We start from the raw sequence: 16,809 nt of genomic DNA, 5'->3' as shown, positions 1-16,809 counted from the left end.
TTGCGGATTGATCACGAGCGGCCGGGGGCCGCCGCGCCCTTGCGGGTGGGGCGCCGGATGCGGTGAACTGACGTACCGTCAGATACGCGAGGAGGGGCCGGACTTCATGGATGCGATAGGCCTCGGTGGTGCCGAGTGGCTCGCCGTGCTGCGGATCGGGCTCGGCCTGTGGTGGCTGGAGAGCTGGCGGCACAAGGACAAGAAGGGCTGGTTCGAGCGCGGCACCGGGATCGCGTGGGCCGCCGACGTCGCGGGCAAGCACCGCTGGAGCGCCGTCCGCCGCGGCTTCGACGCCGTGGTGAAGCCGCGGCCGAGGACCATGGCGTACGTGGTCGTGTACGCCGAACTCGCCCTGGGACTGGGGCTGGTGCTCGGCCTGCTGACCCCCGTCGCCCTCGTCGGCGGACTGCTGCTCAACCTCCTGTACCTCACGCTCATGATCCACGACTGGGCCGAGCAGGGGCAGAACGCGATGATGGCGCTGATCTCGGTGGTCGCCCTGTTCGCGATGTCCTGGCAGACCTGGTCCCTCGACCACGCGATCGGACTGTTCTGATGGGGGCCGCGGCCGGGCCGGGCCCGCGCTTCGACCTGCCCGACGTCGACGCCTTCACCCGCCCCTACTGGACGGCCGCCGCCGCGGGCACGCTGCTGCTGCGGCACTGCGCCGGGTGCGGGCGCGGGCACCACTACCCGCGCGAGTTCTGCCCGTACTGCTGGAGCGAGGACGTCGGCTGGCGGCCCGCGTCGGGCCGGGCCACCCTCTACACCTGGTCCGTCGTGCACCGCAACGACCTGCCGCCCTTCGGGGAGCGGACCCCGTACGTCGCCGCCGTCGTCGACCTCGCCGAGGGGCCGCGGATGATGACCGAGGTGGTGGAGTGCGCGCACGACGCGCTGCGGGTGGGGATGGACCTGGAGGTCTGCTTCCGGGTCGACGGCGACGCCGACGGACCCGGGGACGGGGCGACGGTGCCGGTGTTCCGGCCGCGGGCGGGCGGTTAATGCGGGTGCGGGGCGCCGCCGGCCTCCCCATCATGGACGGATGACCTGGGAACTCCTCACGGATCCGGCGGAGTTCGACCGCGCCGCCGGGCCCTATCTGTGCGCCGACCGCGCCCTGCACACCGTCCAGCTGAGCGTCACCGCCGGGCTGCTGCTCGGCGAGCCGCGGTTCGCCGGGACGCGGGCGCGGTTCGGGGTGTGGCGGGACGCGGCCGGGCGGGTGGCGGGCACCTTCCTGTGGACGCCGCCGCACACCCTGTACGTGAGCCCGCTGGACGAGGCCGCCGCCGGGGCCCTGGTCGCCGCGCTGGACGGGTCCTTCCCCGCGGGGGTCGGCGGCACCGCCGAGGGGGCGGCGGCCGTGGCGCGGGCCTGGGCGCGGCGGCGGCCCGGGGCCGTGGTGGAGCGGCAGCTCGCGCAGCGCCTCCACCGGCTCGGCACCCTCACCCCGCCGCGGCCGGGTCCCGGCGGGCGGGCGCGGGTGGCGGGCGCCGCCGATCGGGAGCTGCTGGTCCGCTGGGTGCTGGGGTTCCACGCCGACATCGGGGAGGAGGCCGACGCCGGGCACGTCGAGCGCGTCGTCGAAGGGCGGCTCTCCTACGGCGGGCTCACCCTCTGGGAGACCCCCGACGGCACCCCGGTCTCGCTCGCGGGGGTGCAGCGGCGCACGGCGGGGCTGGTGCGGGTGGGGCCCGTGTACACACCCGGGGAGTGGCGGGGACGGGGATTCGCCGCGGCCGTGACGGCCGAGGTCAGCCGACGGGCCGTCGAGGAGGGGGCCGATGAGGTGGTCCTCTTCACGGACCTGTCCAACGCCACGAGCAACGCCCTGTACCGGCGCCTCGGTTACCGCCCCCGCCACGACTTCACCACCTGGACCTTCACCGGCTGACCCGCGCGGTTCCCGGCGCCCGCGGGCGGCGCGCCCGCGCTCGGCGACGGACCCGGCGTCAGGGCCAGAGGAGCCGGCGGTGCCAGGCGGGGCCGGTCCGGCGGTACTGGAGGCGGACGTGGCGGCGCTGGGCGTCGCCCTGGAAGAACTCCAACTCGTCCGCCCGCAGGACGTACGTCGTCCAGGAACCGACCACCGCATCCGGCTCCCGCCGGGCCCGCTCCCACGCCTCCCGGGACGCCCGCTCCAACTCCGTGAGGGACGGCAGGACCTCGCTCTGGTGCCCGGTCAGCGCCGCGGCGAGCGCCCCCGTCGAGCGGGCGTGCAGATCGGCGGCCGCGACCTCGGCCGGCGCCGTGCGCACCGGCCCGCGCACCCGCACCTGCCGCCCCTGCACCGGCCAGTAGAAGCCCAGCGCCGCGTACGGCCGCGCGGCGAGCTGCCGGCCCTTGGCGCTGCCGGAGTGCGAGGCGAAGGTCCACCCGGCCGCGTCGGCGCCGTGCAGCATCACGGTGCGGACGTCGGCCCGGCCCTCGGCGTCGGTGGTGGCCAGCGACGGGGTGTGCGGCTCGCGCTGCCCGGCCGCCACGGCCGCCGCGAACCACTCCACGAACAGCGGCAGCGGATCGTCCGGCGCGCTGCCGGGGTCGAAGGAGGGCAGCTCGGTGTCCCACACGCGCAGGGACCGCAGAAGGGCCTGGAGATCGGAGGTCATGGGCCGATTGTCCCCGCGGGCCGCCCCGGCGCCGGGCCCACCCGCCCGGCTAGGCGCCCCGGACCACGTCGAAGACCTGCTTCTGCACCCCGTTCGCGTACACCGCGTGGTCCACCAGCTCCAGCTTCCGGGCGTCCAGGTCGGCGGAGCTGAACAGGCGCTTGCCCGCGCCGAGGAGCAGCGGGAAGACCAGCAGGTGGTAGCGGTCGATCAGGCCCGCGTCGGACAGCGCGTGGTTCAGGGCGATGCTGCCGTGCACGATGACCGGGCCGCCCTCGGTCTCCTTGAGCGCGGCGACGTCGTCCAGCGACCGCAGGATCGTGGTCGGGCCCCAGTCGGAGACCAGCGCGTCCTCGGCGAGGGTCGTCGAGACGACGTACTTCGGCAGCTCCTTGTACTCGCCGAACTCCGCCATGCCCGGCCACACCGGGCTGAACGCCTCGTAGCTGGCCCGGCCGAGCAGCATCGCCGCCGCGTCCTTCTGCTCCTGCCCCTTCAGCTCGAAGGCCTCGGGGAGGAACTCGACGTCCTTGAACGTCCACCCGGCGTTGCGGTACCCGCTCTCGCCGCCGGGGGCCTCCATGACGCCGTCGAGCGAGACGAAGGCGGTGCTGATGAGCGTACGCATGGGAGGTCTCCTGGGTTCTTCGGGCCGCGGCCGCCGGGGGCGTCGCGGAGGTGGTCCGTACGCCCATGATGACCGTGGCCGACAAAGAAACTCATCGGCCGAGGACCACCGTCCCCGACGAGCAGAACCAGCCGCCCGTGCCGGACGCCACGGCGAGCGCGGGCGGGGAGCCGTCCGCCCGGCGCACCTGGTGGCCGCCCGCCTCGCCGCGCAGCTGCCGCACCGCCTCCACCAGCAGGAACAGTCCGCGCATGCCGGGATGCTGGGCGGACAGGCCGCCGCCGTCGGTGTTCGTCGGCAGTTCGCCGTCGCGCAGCAGCCGGCCCTTCTCGACGAACGCCCCGCCCTCGCCCTTGGCGCAGAAGCCGAGGTCCTCCAGCGTCACCAGCGTCATGTAGGTGAAGGCGTCGTAGATCTGGGCGACGTCGATGTCGGACGGCGACACCCCGGCCCGCTCGAAGGCGAGCCGGCCGCTCACCGCCGCCGGGGAGACCGTGAAGTCCTCCCACTGCGACATGGTGGTGTGCGAGACGTGCTCGCCCGAGCCGAGCACCCACACCGGGGCCTTGGCGCAGTCCGGCACCAGGTCCGGGGCGACCATCAGGACCGCCGCGCCGCCGTCGGAGCGGATGCAGCAGTGCAGCTTGGTGAACGGGTCGGCGATCATCGGCCCGTCGAGCACGTCGTCGACCGTGATCGGGTCGCGGAACAGGGCGTCGGGGTTGGCCGCCGCGTTCTGCCGGGCCTGCACCGCGACCTGGGCGAGCTGGTCGAGGGTGGTCCCGTACCGGTGCATGTGGCGGCGGGCCGCCATCGCGTACTTGGCGACGAGCGTGTGCCCGTACGGCACCTCGAACTGGAGCGGGCCGCGCGCGCCGAAGGACAGGTTCGCGGTGCGCCGCTTCGCCCTGATGTCGGCGCGGGCCGTCGAGCCGTAGACCAGCAGGACGGCCCGGGCGTGCCCGGCGGCGATGGCGTCCGCCGCGTGCGCCGCCATCACCTCCCAGGTGGAGCCGCCGACCGAGGTGGAGTCCACCCAGCGCGGGGTGAGGCCCAGGTACTCGGCGACCTCCACGGGGGCGAGGGTGCCGAGCCCGGCGCTGGCGACCCCGTCGATCACGTCCGGGGTGAGCCCCGCGTCGGCCAGGGCGCGGCGGGCGGCCTGGGCGTGCAGGGCGTAGGGAGTGGCTTCGTCGACGCGGCCGCAGTCGGACAGGGCGACGCCGGTGACGGCGGCCTTGCGGTGGGAGCCCATCATGAATCTGACGGTACATCAGATACGGGGGTGCGGGCAGGGGGAGGCCGCGGACTCCCGGGCGGGCGGGACTCTGGGCATGCGCGGCCCCCGGCCGTAATATGACGCCCCGTCAGAAAGGGGCCCCGCATGGACGCCACGTTCACCGAGGAACAGCGGGAGATCCGCCGTACCCTGCGCGAACTCACCACGAAACGCTGCACCCCGGACGACGTCAAGGCCGCCACCCGCACCCCGGCGGGCCACGACCTCGCCCTGTGGGGCGCGCTCGGCGCCGAGCTGGGACTGCCCGGCCTCGCGCTGCCCGAGCGGTACGGCGGCGCCGGTGCCACCGTCACCGAACTCGCCCTCGCCCAGGAGGAGCTGGGGCGCGCCCTGGCGCCCAGCCCGCTCTTCGCCACCTGCGGCCTCGCCGCCCCGCTGATCGCCGCACTCGGCACGGACGCCCAGCGGGACGCGCTGCTGCCGCCCCTCGCGGCCGGCCGGCTCACCGGAGCCCTCGCCGTCCCCGGCACCGGCCCGGCCACCGCCCTCGGCCTGATCGCGGAGAACACCGGCGACTGGGCGGGCGGCGGGCGCGCGGGCGGCGTCCAGGCCCGCCGGGCCCCGGACGGCGCCCCCGGCTGGCACCTGTACGGCCAGGCCGAGCAGGTCCTCGACGGGCACAGCGCGGGCCTGCTCCTGGTCGCCGCCCACACCGGCGGCTTCGCCCGCTCGCGCACCCGGATCTTCCTCGTACGGGCGGACGCCGCCGGTCTCGTGCGCACCCGGCGGACCTCCCTCGACGAGACCCGGCCCCAGGCCCGCGTCGAACTGCGCGACACCCCGGCCGAGTTGCTGGGGGACGAGGACGGCGACGTGCCCGGCGCGCTCGCCGCGACCGGCGACACCGCCGCCACCCTGCTCGCCGCCGACGCCGTCGGCGCCGCCGACCGGGCCCTGGAGCGGACCGTCGGGTACGTCAAGGAGCGCGAGCAGTTCGGGCGCCCCATCGGCTCGTTCCAGGCGGTCAAGCACCGCCTGGCCGACGTGTACGTGAGCGTGCAGGCGGCGCGCTCGGCCGCGTACTACGCCGCCTGGGCCGCGGGCGACCCCGGCGGCGAGCGGGCCGGCGGGCTCGCCCTCGCCCAGGCGCTGGAGGCGCTGCGCACCGCCGCCGCCGAGGCCGTCCAGCTGCACGGCGGCATCGGCTTCACCTGGGAGCACGACGCCCACCTCTACCTGAAGCGGGCCGCGGGCGACGAGCTGCTCTTCGGGCCGGTGCACCTGCTGCGGGCCCGCGCCGCGCAGACCGCCGCCCTGTTCGGCCCGGCCGCGGCGGTGGGCGCCTGATGGCGCCGCCCGGGGTCCGGCTCGTGCAGAAGGTGTCGTCGACCCGGGCCTTCGCCCGGCTCGCACCGCACGTCATCCCGGCGATGGACCGCGCCGTGCACCGGCTCACCCGGGGAAAGGTGCTGCTCAGCGCGCAGATGCTGCCCGGGGTCATCCTCACCGCGCGGGGCGCCAGGAGCGGCCTCGAACGGCGTACCCCGCTCGCCTGCATGCCGGAGGAGGCCACCGGCACCTGGCTGCTGGTCGGATCGAACTTCGGGCGCCCCGGGCACCCGGCGTGGACGGCGAACCTGCTGGCCCGCCCCGAGGCCGTGATCAACTGGCGCGGCACGGACATCCCGGTCACCGCCCGGCTGCTCAAGTCGGCCGAACGGGACGCGGCTTGGGCGGCGGCCCTGGCCTTCTGGCCGCCGTACGCGGCGTACCAGGCCCGGATCGACCGGGAGATCAGGCTGTTCCGGCTGGAGCGCCGCCCCTGACGGGGGACGGGACGCGGAAACGGCAACGGCGGCGGCTCACGCTGAACACGCGAACCGCCGCCGTCCGACAGGACCAGGGGAAGGAGGTGCCGTTACTTCGTCGGCTTCTTTCCGGTCACGCCCAGGTGGACCAACAGCGCCAGATTCGGCTTCAGTTCGGCCTGCTTGACGCCCCACGTCTGGAAACCGCGCTGGTGCGAGGCGACCGCCGCGAGCATCGCGACCAGTGACCCGGCGACCGCCGCCGGGCTCACGTCCTTGTCGACCTTGCCCTTGTCCTGGAGGTCCTTGACGGCGTCGGCAAGGGAGTTGTTCACCGAGTTCAGGATCTTCATACGGAGCTTGTAGAACCGCTTGTCGCCCTCGGCCGCACCGAGGTCGACGACGCGCAGGATCGCGTCATTCTTGCGCCAGAACTCCAGGAAGCCGTCCACGAGTTCCTGCGCGGTCGCCCAGCCGGCCTTGCCGACCCAGGAGCGGTCGGCGACCAGGCCGGTCAACTCCGCCCCCTCGGCCGCCATTTGCTCGGCGATCTCCAGGACGGCGCCCTCGACGTCCGGGAAGTACTGGTAGAAGGTCGCGGGCGAAGTGCCCGCCTTTCGCGCGACATCAATGACTTTGACGTCCCGGTAGGGCGAGGAGCTGAGCATCTCCCCGAGGCAGTCGAGCAGCTTCTGACGTGTCGCCTGACCACGCCGTCCGGCCACACGACCGTCGACGGTACGTACTTGTCCTGTCATGCCGTCAGCTTACCGAGGGGTGATCGGAGCGCGATCTGGCCGACTGCAAATGGGGTTGGGGCCCGTGAAACGGGACCGGACGCCGGGCGGGACCGGGGTCCGGGAGCGACCGGAATTGGCCATTCGTTCGAATGTGAACGGTTTGGGTCCGGCCCGGGTGGCTAGCGTGCCGCCATGGCACCCGTACGCAGCGCGTTCCCGGAAGGCGCCCCGTGCTGGGCCGACGTCCAGCTGCCGGACGTCGAGACGGGCAAGCGGTTCTACGGGGACCTCTTCGGCTGGACCTTCGACGAGGGCGCGGGCGCCGAGCGGGGCTACTACACGGCGGCCTACAGCGCGGACCGCGCCGTCGCCGCCCTCGCCCCCCTCTTCGGCGACGCCGGCCCGGCCTGGACCGTGCACGTCGCCGTCCGGGACGCCTACGTCACCGCCGCCCGGGTCACCCGCTCCGGCGGCCGGGTCGTCACCGGACCGCTCTCCGTGGGCACCGCCGCCACCATGGCGCTGGTCACCGACCGTGACGGTGTCGTCCTCGGCCTGTGGCAGGCGGGCAGCGACCTCGGCTTCGAGGCGACGGGGGAGCCGGGCACGTTCTGCTGGACGGAGCTGCTCACCCGGGACCCCGCCCGGGCCGACGCCTTCTACGAGACCGTCTTCGCGTACGCCTCCGGGGACGCCGGGACCGGCGCGGACGCGGCCGACGACGGGCTGCGCCTGTGGGCGCCGGTCGGCGCCGTCCCCTCCCGGGCCACCGCCGTCGCGGGCCGCCGCCCCTCCCTCGACGCGCCCCTGACCGGCCGTTTCCTGGTGCACTTCGGCACCGCCGAGCTGGAGGCGACCACCGCCGACGCCCTCCGGCTCGGCGGCGCGGTCAAGGTGGCGGCGCACCCGACCGGGTACGGCCGGGTGGCGGTGCTCGCCGACGACCAGGGCGCCCTGTTCGCCGTACGGGAGGTGTGAGACACCCCGATATGCCCCCGGGTTCGCAACCGGGGCTCCGGACAGGAAGAATCGGGGTGCGTGCCGCCGTAGCGCTTCGGCGGTGAGACGCTGTCGGGGGCCGCGAGTGCGGTGGCCCCGTACGGGGAGGTGGCAGGCGAGTGGTGGATCAGCTGACGCAGCACGATCCGAGGCGGATCGGTCCGTTCGAGGTCCTGGGACGGCTCGGCGCGGGCGGCATGGGGCTGGTCTATCTGGCCCGCTCGGCCTCGGGCCGGCGCGTGGCGATCAAGACGGTGCGCACGGAGCTCGCCGAGGACCAGCTGTTCCGGGTCCGTTTCACGCGCGAGGTCGAGGCGGCCCGGGCGGTGTCCGGCTTCTACACGGCCGCCGTCGTCGACGCCGACCCGCGCGCGGCCGTGCCGTGGCTGGCCACCGCGTACGTCCCCGCGCCCTCGCTCGAGGAAATAGTGAATGAGTGCGGGCCGCTGCCGGCCCAGGCGGTGCGCTGGCTCGCGGCCGGCATCGCCGAGGCGTTGCAGTCCATCCACGGCGCGGGCCTGGTCCACCGCGACCTCAAGCCGTCGAACGTCCTCGTCGTCGAGGACGGCCCCCGCGTGATCGACTTCGGCATCGCGTCCGGCGTCTCCAACACCCGCCTGACCATGACGAACGTGGCGGTGGGCACCCCCGCCTACATGTCGCCCGAGCAGGCGAAGGACTCCCGCAGCGTCACCGGCGCCAGCGACGTCTTCTCGCTCGGCTCCACCCTGGTCTTCGCGGCGACCGGCCACGCGCCGTTCCACGGGGCGAACCCGGTGGAGACCGTCTTCATGCTGCTGCGCGAGGGCCCCGACGTGGACGGGCTGCCCGACGAGCTGCGTCCGCTGATCGAGTCCTGCATGCAGATGGAGGCGGGCCTGCGCCCGTCCCCGGCCGACCTCCAGGCCCAGCTCGCCCCGCACCTCTTCGGCTCCGGCAGCGACGACAGCGGCACCGCGTCCGCCTGGCTGCCCGAGCGGTCCGTCGCGCTGATCGAGTCGCGCCGCGGCAGCCGCACCGTGGTCCGGCCCCAGGCGTCCCGCGCCCCGGCGCCGGTGCCCGCGATGCCGCCGCAGCCGCCCCCCGTCGCCACCGACGGCTGGCGCGGCCCGTCCGTCGCCTCGCCGGCCGCCGCGCCCGTCGGCGCGGGCCGCGCCGCCGACGGCCCGGTCCACCTGGCGGGGGCGCAGGTGCCGATCGGGCCCGGCCCCCGGGTCGCCGACGCGCGCGCCGCCGCCGTGCAGGCGCCGCCCGCCGAGTCCGGACTCGCCGCCTCCTGGTCCCGCGCGAAGCCGTCCGTGAACGGAGCGCCCGACCCGGTGGTCCCCGCGCCCGCGCCCGCCGAGGGCCCGGCGGGCTGGCGCCCGTGGCGGTTCCGGATGTCGAACGACGTGTGGGGCACCCCCAAGGTCGCCGGCGACCTCGTGTACGTCACCTCCTTCGAGGTGCACGCCCTCGACGTGGCCACCGGCAGACGCCGCTTCAAGACCCGCGACGTCGCCTGGTCGCTGACGGTCGCCGACGGCATCATCCACGCCTCCGACGGCCCGACGCTGTGGGCGCTCGACGCCCGCGAGGGCTCCGACCTGTGGCGGCTCCAGACGGACGCCTGGGTCTACTCCGTGCAGGCCGGGCACGGCACCGTCGTCACCGGCACCCGCGGCGGCGGCGCCCAGGCCCGCGAGGCCGTCAGCGGCGACCCGCTGTGGGAGCTGACCGGCTGCCAGACCGACTTCGAGACGCCCGAGGCGGGCCCCGTCGTGCACGAGGGCACGGTCTACGTGTGGCAGGACGCGCGGCTGCGCGCCCTGGAGGCCAGGAGCGGCGAGGAGCGCTGGTCGTACCCGGTCGGCGACGCCGCCTCGTGCGGCGGGGTGCCGGTCCGGCTGACCCCCGCCGACGACGGGTACGTGTACGTCGCCGCGGGCACCCGGGTCCTCGCCATCGAGGTCTCCTCCGGCCAGGTCCGCTGGCACTTCGAGGCACCGGCCGTCTTCCTGAGCCCGCCCGCGTTCGTCCCCGGCCCCGCGGTCACCGGCGGCGGCGTGTACCTCGTCGACCACCACGGCACGGTGTACGCGCTCGACGCCGCCGACGGCCGCGACCGCTGGCGCATCGCGACGGAGGCCCGGCCCTCGGCGGTCGACCCGGTCCTCGTCGCGCGCGGCCATGTGCACGTGGGCAGCGGGCAGGGCCTCTACACGCTGGACGCGGTGACCGGGACGCCGAAGTGGCGGTTCCAGTCCGGCGGCGAGATCGTCGGCTCCCCGGTCGTCGCCGACGGCCGCATCCACTTCGGCTCGACCGACCACCTCCTCTACACGCTGAAGGCGGACGACGGGCGGCTGCGCTGGAAGCTGGCGACCGGCGGCGAGATCACCGGCACGCCCGTCGTCACCGACGGGGTCGTCTACGCGTGCAGCAAGGACCGCTGCGTGTACGCGCTCGACGCGGAGAAGGGCACCGGCACCAGCCGTTAGCCCCTCGGGGGCGTCCCCGCGCACCGTGCCGGGTAGGGTGCCCGGCGTGATGACACGGGGACGCAGGGGATGGAAGCTGACGGCTGTCGCGGCACTGGTGGTGCTCGCGCTGACGGGCTTCTCCAGGGGACACGGCCGCCACCACAGCAGCGGCGGCGGCGGGGGCGGGTGCAGCAGCTCGTCGCAGGACCACGACAGCTCGTCGCACAGCACGTCGGGCGGCTCCACCTATGACAGCTCCACCTACGACGGGTCCACCTACGGCGGGTCGACCCCCGACGACGATGACGACCCGGTCGCCGTGCCCACGGTGCGGCACCGCAACCGCTCCACACCGTCGGCCACGGCCGGCGGCACGGCCCTCCAGGAGGGCACCGCGCGCCTCCTGGGCTGCGCGGACGCGACCCGCCCCTGGTCCACGGTCGAGGTCACCAACCCCAACGGCCGCGCGGTCACCTACACGGTGTCCACCACCTACTTCGACGACGCGGACCGGCGCATCCAGGAGAAGACGGCGAGGGTGCGGGTCCCGGCGCGCGGCAAGGCCGTCGCCAAGGTGCCGGTCGACACCCGGGCCGAGGTCCTCGACCGGGTCGACCACTGCGAGGCCGACCCCGAGGCTCTGCTCTGACGGGGTCTAGCGGACCCTGAAGTCCTTCGCCGGGCGGGAGGCGAACAGTTCCGCCTGGCGTTCGGGCGGCAGGTTGCCGAGTGCGATCAGGTGCGGGGCCTGCGCGAAGGCCCGGCTGCGGGCCGCCTCCGTGGCCGACCACACCGCCCGCACCGTGCCCTGCACCGCCTCCGTGGGGTGCGCGGCGATGGTCTCCGCGCAGCGCACCGCCGCCGCCAGCGCGCCGCCGGGCGCGGTGACTTCGCTGACCAGCCCGCTCTCCTGGGCCCGCCGCGCCGACACCCGCTCCGCCGCCCCCATCAGCGCCAGCCGCGCCACCTCGCCCGGCGGCATGCGCTGCGCCAGGTACACCGACTCGTAGGCGCTGACCATGCCGTACGTGGTGTGCGGGTCGAAGAACGTCGCGTGTTCGTCGGCGACGGCGAAGTCCGCCTCGCCCAGCAGGTAGAAGGCGCCGCCGCAGGCCATCCCGTTCACGGCGGCGATCACCGGCTTCCACAGGTCGTTGGCCTTCGGGCCGACGGCGAGCAGCGGATCGTCCATGGAGTACGGGGACGGGGGCTGCGGGACGTCCAGGCCGCGGTCGATGCCGGTGCAGAAGGCGCGGTCGCCCGCGCCGGTCAGCACCACGGCCCGCACGCCGTCGTCGTGCCGGAACTCCCGCCAGGCGGCGACCAGGGCGGTGATCGTCGGGCCGTCGAGGGCGTTGTGCCGGTGCGGGCGGTCCAGGGTGACGACCGCCACCCCGGTCGCCGCGTGGCGGCGGACGTCCACCGTCATGGCCGCTCCAGGACCCAGCGGGGGAGGTGCACGCCGTCGACCTCCGTGAACACGGCCTGGACCTTCGCGCCGATCCGCAGCCGCTCCCGGGGCACCGAGTTCAGCGGGGCGTCGGCCGCGGCCACCAGGTTGCCGACCAGGCGGATGCGGGGGGCCTCGGCGAGTTCGACGACGATCGCGTTGTAGGGGGCGAGCGCGGCGTAGGCGGGAAGCAGTGGCGGGTGCGGGATCACGTACGACCAGATGCGGCCCCTGCCGCTGGTCCTGCGCCACTCGGAGTCGAAGGACCGGCAGTGGGGGCAGCAGGGGCGGGGCGGGAAGCGGGGCCGCGCGCACGCGGGGTCGGCGCAGGTCTGCACGCGGAGTTCGCCGCGGGCCGCGTACTCCCAGAAGGGGGCGCCGTCGTCGTCGGGTACGGGGGCGAGGAGGTGGTGGTCGGTCGTCGGGTCTGCCATGTGCGGTCCCTTTCCGAGTGCCGATTCTTCGTGGCCGGTCGCGCGGTGCCCCCGCGTCCCTCGCGGGGGCGCCCGGTCAGGTGCGCAGCAGCACCGCCGACGTGGGGACGCCCTCGCCCGCGGTGACCAGGCAGGTGCTCGCGTCCGGGACCTGCGCCGTGCTGGTGCCCCGCAGTTGCTTCACGCCCTCGGTGATCAGGTTGAAGCCGTGGACGTACGCCTCCGAGAGGCCGCCGCCGCCGGTGTTGAGCGGGAGCCGGCCGCCGATCTCCAGGGCGCCGCCCTCGGTGAAGGCGCCGCCCTCGCCGCGCCCGCAGAAGCCGTACCCCTCCAGGGACAGCGGGATGAGCGGGGTGAACGCGTCGTAGATCTGGGCGACGTCCACGTCGTGGGGGGTGAGGTCGGAGTTCTTCCACAGGTGGCGCGCGGCCGTCCAGGCGGGGCCCGTGAGCGGGTCGTCGTTCCAGTAGTTGACCATGCCGTGGTGCTGGGCGGGCAGGCCCTGCGCGGCCGCGTGGATGTAGACCGGCCGGTGGCGCAGGTCGCGGGCGCGCTCGGCGGAGACGACGACGCAGGCCAGCGCGCCGTCGGTCTCCAGGCAGTTGTCGAAGAGGCAGAGCGGCTCGCTGATCCAGCGGGCGTTCATGTACATGTCCCGGGTCAGCGGGCGCTCGTACATCATGGCGGCCGGGTTCTGGTTGGCCCGGTTGCGGCAGGCGAGGGCGACGTTGAAGAGGTGGTCGCGGGTGGCCCCGTACTCGTGCATGTAGCGCCGGGCCAGCATGCCGATCTCGTCGGCGGGCCGCAGCAGCCCGAAGGGGCGGGTCCACTGGGCGGGCGTGGGCAGCTGGACGGCGGTGTTCTTCCAGGGGCGGGGCCCGGAGCCGCGCTTGCGCGAGCGCCAGGCGACGCCCACGCTCGCCTGCCCGGTGGCGACGGCGGCGGCGAGATGGGCGATCGTCGCGCACGAACCGCCGCCGCCGTAACCGGCCTTGGCGAAGAAGGTGACGTCACCGGCGCCGATCGCCTTGGCGACCTCGACCTCGTCGGTCTCCTCCATCGTGTACGAGGCGAACGCGTCCACCTCGGACGCGGCGAGACCGGCGTCGTCCAGGGCGGCCAGGATCGCCCGGCACGCCAAGGTCTTCTCGGATTCGGGGAGTTGTCGGGCGAACGCCGTCTGGCCTATGCCGGCGATGGCCGTCGCGTCCTTGATGCTGCTCACCATGGCACCCCCGCCTGTGCACCCTGTGCACCTGGATCTCTGGGCTGACAGCGCGTCAGGCTACAGCTAATCTGACGGATAGTCAGCTACGGGTCGGGTACGGCGTTGTGGGAGGTCGGCGATGAACGCACGGACGTGGGACACCATCCCGGGACTGGTCGCCGACGCGGTCACGCGGTACGCGGACCGGGAGGCCGTGGTCGACGGACGCACCCGGATCAGCTACGCCGAACTCGGCGCCCGCGTGGAGCGGGCCGCGGCGGCCTGCATCGCCTCCGGCGTCGAACCCGGCGACCGGGTCGCGCTCTGGGCCCCCAACACCCTGGACTGGATCGTCGCCGCGCTCGGCGCGGTCGGCGCGGGCGCCGTCCTCGTCCCCCTCAACACCCGCTTCAAGGGCGCCGAGGCCGCCGACATCCTGGCCCGCTCCCGCGCCCGGCTGCTCTTCGTCACCGGCACCTTCCTCGGCACCTCCTACGTCGCCTCGCTGCGCCGCGCCCAGCAGGCGGGCGCCGAACTCCCGCACCTGGACGAGGTGGTGGTGCTCGCCGACAGCGCCCCCGACGCACCCGGCTACCGCACCTGGAAGGAGTTCCTCACCGCGGGCGAGAAGACCGGCGCGGCCCGGGTGCGCGAGCGGGCCGCCCGCGTCGACGCCGCCTCCCCGTCCGACATCGTCTTCACCTCCGGCACCACCGGCCGGCCCAAGGGCGCCGTCATCACCCACGGGCAGACCCTGCGCGGCTACGAGATCTGGGCGGACCTCGCCGGGCTGCGCGAGGGCGACCGCTACCTGATCGTCAACCCCTTCTTCCACACCTTCGGCTACAAGGCGGGCGTCATCGCCTGCCTGATGCGCGGCGCGACGATGGTCCCGCAGCCCGTCTTCGACGTGGACACCGTGCTCGCCAACATCGCCGCCGAGCGGATCTCCGTCCTGCCCGGCCCGCCCACCCTGCACCAGTCGCTGCTCGACCACCCCGCGCGCGACACCCACGACCTGTCGGCGCTGCGGGTGGTGGTGACCGGCGCCGCCGTGGTGCCGCTGCGCCTGGTCGAGCGGCTGCGCGGCGAACTGCGCGTCGCCACCGTCCTGACCGCGTACGGGCTCACCGAGGCCAGCGGCATCGTCACCATGTGCCGCCGTGGCGACGACCCGGAGACGATCGCGTCGACCTCGGGCCGCGCGATCCCCGGCACCGAACTGCGGGTCGCCGCGCCGCCCGGCGAACCCGGCGAGATCCTGGTGCGCGGCTTCAACGTCATGCGGGAGTACTTCGAGGACCCCGCCGCCACCCGCGAGGTCATCACCGAGGACGGCTGGCTGCACACCGGCGACGTCGGCGTCCTCGACGACGGCGGCAACCTGCGGATCACCGACCGCATCAAGGACATGTTCATCGTCGGCGGCTTCAACGCCTACCCCGCCGAGATCGAGCAGCTGCTCGGCGTGCACCCGGACGTGGCCGACGTGGCCGTGGTCGGCGTCCCCGACGGCCGGCTCGGCGAGGTCGGCAAGGCGTACGTGGTGCGGCGGCCGGACTCCGTGCTCACCGGCGACGACCTCATCGCGTGGGCGCGCCGCGAGATGGCCAACTACAAGGTGCCGAGGACCGTCCAGTTCGTCCCCGGCCTGCCCCGCAACGCCTCCGGCAAGGTGCTCAAGCGGGAGCTGCGGACGGGGTGACCCGGCCGGAGTCCAGGTCCACGACGACGTCCGCGCGGTCCCGGCCCGGGGCCGCCCGCCGGGCGTTCGCCTCGTCCGAGCGCAGCACCCACGCGCGGGCCTCGGCCTCCGTCCTGCCGAACCGCACGTGCCGGGCGACCAGCCGCTCCACCCGCACGGTGTCGTCGACGGCCACCCACCACACCTCGTCCAGCAGCGGCCGGACCGCGCTCGACCAGGGCTCCTCGTCGAGCAGCAGATAGTTTCCCTCGGTCACCACCAGCGGCACGTCCGGCGGCACGGGCAGCGCGCCCGCCAGCGGCTGCTCCAGCTCCCGCTCGAAGGACGGCGCGTAGACCGTCTCCCCGTGGCGCGGCGCCCGGAGCCGGGCCAGCAGGGCGCCGTACCCGTACGCGTCGAAGGTGTCGGGGGCGCCCTTGCGGTCCGCGCGGCCCAGTCGGCGCAGCTCGGCGTCGGCGAGGTGGAAGCCGTCCATGAGGACCAGCGCAGCCTGCCCGCCGAGCGCGTCGACCACGGCCGCGGCGAGGGTGGACTTGCCCGCACCGGGCGGGCCGGCGATGCCGAGCACGCGGCGCGACCCCGGGGTCAGCAGGGCCCGCGCGCGATCGGCCAGTTCATCGACGTGACGCATGGGGCGAGCCTTTCACGGTCACCACTGGACGGCGTCGTCCAGGTCCTGCTGCCAGTAGGTGACCTTCAGGGAGTCGTCGATGTAGGCCCCGTCGGCGGGCAGCGCCGGGTGCGCGGTGGCGGGCAGCGAGCCGCTGAGGGAGCGGGGCCGGAACATGACCTCCAGCTTCTTCTCCGTGTGGCCGTGGGCGGCGCTGCCGTCGGCGGCGGACAGCAGCACCGCCGCGTAGCCGGACTCACCGGGGTTCAGCGTCACCACGGCCTGCGGCCGGGACTCCTCGACGGCCGGTGGCACCGACTGGGCCGCGCCGAAGCGGACCGCCGGGTAGCCGTACAGGAAGCAGGGCCGGCCGCCGGTGTTGGTGACGGTGAGCAGCAGGTGGTTGACGGGCCGGGTGAGGGGGGCCGCGACCGTCCGGGTGCCGGTGCCGGAACAGGCGCCCGGCTTCGCGGCGGCGGCCGAGCGCGCCGGCGTCTTCGCCCCGGTCCCGGTCGCGTTCGTGGACGCGGTGGTGGACGGGGTGGCGGACCGCGTCCCGGACCCGGCGCCCGATCCCGCCCGCGGTGCCGCCGACGACGATGCGGCGGACGCGGCGGACGCGCCCTCGTCCTGCACGCCCGATCCGTCGTCGCAGGCGGTCAGCGGGAGCGCGGCGATCGCGATGCCCGCGGCGGCGGTCAGCAGGCGGGTGCGGGCGGTGCGGGAGGTGCGGATGCTCGACATGACGTGCCCCTTGGGAATGCGGGTCGGTGTGGTGCTTGGATGACCCAGAGCCTGCGGGGAGATCCGTCCCAGGTGCCACCACCCACCGGGAGTTCGGCACGCTGGAACGCTGAAACGGGCTATGACCTGGGGGAACACAGGGCCCCTGGAACGCCGGAATGGGACGCGGG

The 16,809-nt window shown here is 74.7% G+C and carries 18 protein-coding genes; 9 read left to right on the top strand and 9 right to left on the bottom strand.

Annotated features, from left to right (window positions below; translation table 11 throughout):
• Nucleotides 1-106 precede the first annotated feature (106 nt).
• Genes ACIP5K_RS04420 through ACIP5K_RS04410 form a run of 3 tightly spaced genes read left to right on the top strand, consistent with a single transcriptional unit; the run spans nucleotide 107 to nucleotide 1,897 of the window.
• Entirely contained in the window at nucleotides 107-556 is a 450-nt protein-coding gene (locus tag ACIP5K_RS04420; RefSeq protein ID WP_401404791.1) for a DoxX family protein, read from the top strand.
• Nucleotides 556-1,005 (top strand): Zn-ribbon domain-containing OB-fold protein, encoded by a 450-nt coding sequence (locus tag ACIP5K_RS04415; RefSeq protein ID WP_401404789.1) that lies wholly within the window; start codon nucleotides 556-558, stop codon nucleotides 1,003-1,005. The genes ACIP5K_RS04420 and ACIP5K_RS04415 overlap by 1 nt, the downstream gene beginning before the upstream one ends.
• A 40-nt stretch (nucleotides 1,006-1,045) precedes the next feature.
• Nucleotides 1,046-1,897 (top strand): GNAT family N-acetyltransferase, encoded by an 852-nt coding sequence (locus ACIP5K_RS04410; RefSeq protein ID WP_401404787.1) that lies wholly within the window; start codon nucleotides 1,046-1,048, stop codon nucleotides 1,895-1,897.
• 58 nt (nucleotides 1,898-1,955) lie between these two features.
• On the opposite strand, the gene ACIP5K_RS04405 is transcribed toward ACIP5K_RS04410, so the two are convergent.
• The 3 genes from ACIP5K_RS04405 to ACIP5K_RS04395 form a co-directional block, all read right to left on the bottom strand.
• On the bottom strand, nucleotides 1,956-2,612 hold the full coding sequence (locus ACIP5K_RS04405) for a pyridoxal 5'-phosphate synthase (protein ID WP_401404786.1): 657 nt from the start codon (nucleotides 2,610-2,612) through the stop codon (nucleotides 1,956-1,958).
• A gap of 49 nt (nucleotides 2,613-2,661) precedes the next feature.
• Nucleotides 2,662-3,240 (bottom strand): dihydrofolate reductase family protein, encoded by a 579-nt coding sequence (locus tag ACIP5K_RS04400; RefSeq protein ID WP_401404785.1) that lies wholly within the window; start codon nucleotides 3,238-3,240, stop codon nucleotides 2,662-2,664.
• Between the two features lie 91 nt (nucleotides 3,241-3,331).
• Nucleotides 3,332-4,498 carry a thiolase C-terminal domain-containing protein gene (locus tag ACIP5K_RS04395; protein ID WP_401404783.1) on the bottom strand — a complete coding sequence of 389 codons (1,167 nt, stop codon included), beginning with the start codon at nucleotides 4,496-4,498 and terminating at the stop codon, nucleotides 3,332-3,334.
• A 126-nt stretch (nucleotides 4,499-4,624) separates the two neighbouring features.
• Between ACIP5K_RS04395 and ACIP5K_RS04390 the strand changes: the two genes are divergently transcribed.
• Nucleotides 4,625-5,827: an acyl-CoA dehydrogenase family protein gene (locus ACIP5K_RS04390; protein WP_401404781.1), complete on the top strand. Its 1,203-nt coding sequence runs from the start codon at nucleotides 4,625-4,627 to the stop codon at nucleotides 5,825-5,827.
• Nucleotides 5,827-6,306, top strand: a complete 480-nt coding sequence (locus ACIP5K_RS04385; protein ID WP_401404779.1) for a nitroreductase family deazaflavin-dependent oxidoreductase — start codon at nucleotides 5,827-5,829, stop codon at nucleotides 6,304-6,306. The genes ACIP5K_RS04390 and ACIP5K_RS04385 overlap by 1 nt, the downstream gene beginning before the upstream one ends.
• Nucleotides 6,307-6,398: 92 nt before the next feature.
• Here ACIP5K_RS04385 and ACIP5K_RS04380 read toward each other — a convergent pair whose 3' ends face one another.
• Nucleotides 6,399-7,046 (bottom strand): TetR family transcriptional regulator, encoded by a 648-nt coding sequence (locus ACIP5K_RS04380; RefSeq protein WP_401404777.1) that lies wholly within the window; start codon nucleotides 7,044-7,046, stop codon nucleotides 6,399-6,401.
• A 174-nt stretch (nucleotides 7,047-7,220) separates the two neighbouring features.
• Between ACIP5K_RS04380 and ACIP5K_RS04375 the strand changes: the two genes are divergently transcribed.
• The 3 genes from ACIP5K_RS04375 to ACIP5K_RS04365 all read left to right on the top strand — a co-directional run bounded on the left by ACIP5K_RS04375 (nucleotide 7,221) and on the right by ACIP5K_RS04365 (nucleotide 11,138).
• Complete coding sequence (locus ACIP5K_RS04375) at nucleotides 7,221-8,006, top strand: VOC family protein (protein ID WP_401404775.1); 786 nt, start codon at nucleotides 7,221-7,223, stop codon at nucleotides 8,004-8,006.
• 140 nt (nucleotides 8,007-8,146) lie between these two features.
• Nucleotides 8,147-10,507 carry a PQQ-binding-like beta-propeller repeat protein gene (locus ACIP5K_RS04370; RefSeq protein ID WP_401404773.1) on the top strand — a complete coding sequence of 787 codons (2,361 nt, stop codon included), beginning with the start codon at nucleotides 8,147-8,149 and terminating at the stop codon, nucleotides 10,505-10,507.
• A 49-nt stretch (nucleotides 10,508-10,556) separates the two neighbouring features.
• Nucleotides 10,557-11,138, top strand: a complete 582-nt coding sequence (locus ACIP5K_RS04365; RefSeq protein ID WP_401405273.1) for a hypothetical protein — start codon at nucleotides 10,557-10,559, stop codon at nucleotides 11,136-11,138.
• 6 nt (nucleotides 11,139-11,144) lie between these two features.
• On the opposite strand, the gene ACIP5K_RS04360 is transcribed toward ACIP5K_RS04365, so the two are convergent.
• The 3 genes from ACIP5K_RS04360 to ACIP5K_RS04350 all read right to left on the bottom strand — a co-directional run bounded on the left by ACIP5K_RS04360 (nucleotide 11,145) and on the right by ACIP5K_RS04350 (nucleotide 13,601).
• Complete coding sequence (locus ACIP5K_RS04360) at nucleotides 11,145-11,918, bottom strand: enoyl-CoA hydratase/isomerase family protein (RefSeq protein WP_401404771.1); 774 nt, start codon at nucleotides 11,916-11,918, stop codon at nucleotides 11,145-11,147.
• Nucleotides 11,915-12,373: a Zn-ribbon domain-containing OB-fold protein gene (locus ACIP5K_RS04355; protein ID WP_401404769.1), complete on the bottom strand. Its 459-nt coding sequence runs from the start codon at nucleotides 12,371-12,373 to the stop codon at nucleotides 11,915-11,917. The genes ACIP5K_RS04360 and ACIP5K_RS04355 overlap by 4 nt, the downstream gene beginning before the upstream one ends.
• Nucleotides 12,374-12,449: 76 nt before the next feature.
• Nucleotides 12,450-13,601, bottom strand: coding sequence for a lipid-transfer protein (locus ACIP5K_RS04350; protein WP_401404767.1), 1,152 nt, complete (start codon nucleotides 13,599-13,601; stop codon nucleotides 12,450-12,452).
• A gap of 118 nt (nucleotides 13,602-13,719) precedes the next feature.
• Here ACIP5K_RS04350 and ACIP5K_RS04345 point away from each other — a divergent pair, with 118 nt between their 5' ends.
• Nucleotides 13,720-15,285, top strand: coding sequence for a FadD3 family acyl-CoA ligase (locus ACIP5K_RS04345; RefSeq protein ID WP_401404765.1), 1,566 nt, complete (start codon nucleotides 13,720-13,722; stop codon nucleotides 15,283-15,285).
• Here ACIP5K_RS04345 and ACIP5K_RS04340 read toward each other — a convergent pair.
• Both ACIP5K_RS04340 and ACIP5K_RS04335 read right to left on the bottom strand, forming a co-directional pair.
• A complete protein-coding gene (locus ACIP5K_RS04340; RefSeq protein WP_401404763.1) occupies nucleotides 15,260-15,916 on the bottom strand; it encodes a nucleoside/nucleotide kinase family protein in 657 nt (218 codons plus the stop codon). The genes ACIP5K_RS04345 and ACIP5K_RS04340 overlap by 26 nt on opposite strands.
• Before the next feature lie 18 nt (nucleotides 15,917-15,934).
• Nucleotides 15,935-16,639, bottom strand: a complete 705-nt coding sequence (locus ACIP5K_RS04335; RefSeq protein WP_401404761.1) for a DUF4232 domain-containing protein — start codon at nucleotides 16,637-16,639, stop codon at nucleotides 15,935-15,937.
• Nucleotides 16,640-16,809 lie beyond the last annotated feature (170 nt).

Origin of the sequence: Streptomyces sp. NPDC088785 (assembly GCF_044750685.1) — a bacterium.
Taxonomy (GTDB): Bacteria; Actinomycetota; Actinomycetes; order Streptomycetales; family Streptomycetaceae; genus Streptomyces.
This window is presented reverse-complemented; position numbering and strand designations above follow the sequence as displayed.